Origin of the sequence: Accumulibacter sp. (assembly GCF_023806565.1) — a bacterium.
Lineage (GTDB): Bacteria > Pseudomonadota > Gammaproteobacteria > Burkholderiales > Rhodocyclaceae > Accumulibacter.
Map to the genome: position 1 here is coordinate 1 of NZ_JAMTDV010000002.1, position 2497 is coordinate 2497.

Genomic DNA, 2497 nt, shown 5'->3' on the forward strand with positions numbered 1-2497 from the left:
AGAGCGGCAGATTGGCGGGCGGAGGAGAGGCATGCAATGTCCCTTGCGGGCGAGCGGCCGGGTTGCCGCGGGCAGCGCTGCGCGGCGCGTAGGGAAACTCTTCGAACTTCGCGCCCGCAACGTATTCGGCGAGATCACGCAGTCCGGCCTGATCGAGGGTGCCGGTATGGCGGTAGAGGAAACTGCCATCACCAGCGAAGAAGAGGAAGGACGGAGTAGCCACGGCGCGGAGCCGCCTGGCGAGATCGGCAGCGGTCGCCGCACGCCCCAGCGCGTCGATGATCGGTGCAGAGCGCGCCAGATCGAGGCGGACCGTCCGAAAGCGACGTTCGATCCGCTTTTCCGTCTGCAGGTCGGGGTAGACGGTCTTCTCCATTTCCAGGCAGCCGGGGCAATCCGGGAGGGTGAGGACGACCGCCAATTGCTTTCCTTCGGCGTGCGCTGCCTCCGCCTCTCGCTGCAGATTGTCAACGCTTCGCGCGAAAAGCGCTGCCTGGGACCCGCCGCAGACCAGCAAGAACATCAGGCCGGCAGCGACGCGCAGCCATGGCCGAAATAGTGGCCGGGAGGCGTGGCGCCGCATGCTACTGCAACCAGAACAGCGCTCGCCGGCGAACGGCGTCGAGCAGCGTCATCGCCAGGAATGTCACCAGGCCGGTGTACAGAATCCCCGCAACCATCCTGGGATAGTCGGCAAAATCCGCGTAATACTGGACAAAGCGGCCCAGGCCGGCGTTGGCGCCGAACAGTTCGGCGACGGTCAGCAGGATGAACGAGAAGGCCAGTCCCACCGCCATGCCCGTGAAAATGTGCGGCAAGGCGGCGGGAAAGACGACACGCCGCTGGTACTCGAAGCGAGTCAGGCCGAGGATGCGGGCATTGTCGCGATACCGCTGTTCGAGCGCATTCGCTCCGGCAACCGAGTTCTGGAAGATTGGCCAGAAGGCGCCGATGAAGACGACGAAAATTGCCGACAGCTTGAAGGTGGGCAGGATGGCGATCGCGTATGGAATGTAGACCGTCGGCGGCACCGGCCCTGCGACCTGGGCGAACGGCAGGAAGACGCGCTGCAGTCGCGACGACGTTCCCACGGTCAGGCCCGAAACGACTCCCAGCAGCGTCGCCAGGGCAAAGCCGGGGATCAGGATGGCAAGCGACGACAGGGTCCCTGCCCAGAGGTCGGGGAGCGATTCCCACAATGCCTGGGCAGTGATCACGGGCGAGGGCAGGAGCGGGTTTTCGCCCTGTGGCAGATGAACGGAAGCGACCGCCCAGAAGAGGAGCAGAACGATCCAGACCGATACGGACTCCAGTGCATGGCTCAGTCGACCGGGTGCCGCACCGGGCTCGATCGATGCTGCGGGGATTGGGGTTACCGACAGCTCCTGCTTCGCCAGGGCAATGTAATCGCTCATCCGTGTTTTTCCTTGTGCTGGCCGGTCATGGTTGCCGAGCCGTCTGGCCGTTTCAGGCGGCCTTGAGGCGCTGCAGCGTGTCCTCCAGGAGAGTTGCCGCCACCTGTTCGCGGAGTCCGTGCAGGCTGTGGCTGTCGAGCAGGCTGCGTCGCTCGCGCGGGCGCTCCAGGGGCACCGCCAGGTCGGCGATGACCCGGCCGGGTGACGAGCCAAGGACGATCAGCCGGTCTCCGAGGTAAATCGCCTCGTCCACGTCGTGGGTCACGAAGACGATGGTCTTTCTCGGCCTGGCGAGTTCCCAGACCTCCAGCAGCAGATCCTGCAGACGGGCGCGATTCACCGGGTCGAGCGCCCCGAAGGGCTCGTCCAGCAACAGCAAGGGCGAACCGAGCGCGAGTGCGCGCGCGATCGCGGCGCGCTGACGCATTCCTCCGGAAAGTTCGCCCGGATACTTGCCGATCGCCGTTTCCAGCCCCAAATCCCTGAGGTATTGGCCTGCCTCCACCAGCCGCTCGGCCTTCCTGACCGTTGGCTTGGCCTTGGCAATGGCGATCTCGATGTTATCCACCACCGATAGCCACGGAAACAGCGCGTAGTCCTGAAAGACCACGCCGCGCTGCAGGCTTGGGCCGACCACCGCAACACCATTCCAGGTCAGCCGGCCACTGCTCACTGCGTTGAGGCCGGCGGCCAGCCGGAGGAGCGTCGTCTTTCCCGAACCGCGGGCGCCGAGCAGACTGACCAGCGCACCTTCCGGGATATGCACATGGATGTCCTGAAGTACGGGCCTGTCGCCGTAGGCAAAGCTTACGTTCTCCAGCGTGAGACCAATGCTCAGCAGGCGTCCTTCTGCCGGAATTCCTTCTGCAGCTTCTTCCAGAACGGATCGCCCGGATTCTCCCTGGCCAACTGGTTCAGTACCTTCTCGTAGAGGCGGACGTCGATCGCGGCGTCGAGGTCGGGTTTGGTCGTAATGAACTCGCTGTTGACCATCACTTCGGCGAAATGCTTGACACCCTTGACGTCCGGATCGCTGGACTGGTCGAGATACGGCGAGTAGTAGCCGCGCCAGAGCAACTGCC

Annotated in this window: 3 protein-coding genes and 1 pseudogene; all 4 read right to left on the reverse strand. The window is 64.5% G+C overall.

The features are described 5' to 3' along the window. Positions 1 to 421, reverse strand: a 421-nt coding sequence (locus tag NFV80_RS00045) for a thioredoxin fold domain-containing protein (protein WP_295325234.1), incomplete at its 3' end; no start/stop codon positions are given. Positions 422 to 584: 163 nt separating this feature from the next. Beyond that, entirely contained in the window at positions 585 to 1415 is an 831-nt protein-coding gene (locus tag NFV80_RS00050; protein ID WP_295325237.1) for an ABC transporter permease, read from the reverse strand. A gap of 52 nt (positions 1416 to 1467) precedes the next feature. After that, a complete protein-coding gene (locus NFV80_RS00055; protein WP_366143376.1) occupies positions 1468 to 2295 on the reverse strand; it encodes an ABC transporter ATP-binding protein in 828 nt (275 codons plus the stop codon). Beyond that, positions 2250 to 2497, reverse strand: a pseudogene (locus NFV80_RS00060) (sulfonate ABC transporter substrate-binding protein); the annotation flags it as partial. The pseudogene NFV80_RS00060 and the gene NFV80_RS00055, both read right to left, overlap by 46 nt.

What these genes read in the sequence shown, in the direction of transcription:
- NFV80_RS00050 (WP_295325237.1), bottom strand. Translation starts at nt 1,415, where the DNA reads ATGAGCGATTACATTGCCCTGGCGAAGCAGGAGCTGTCGGTAACCCCA.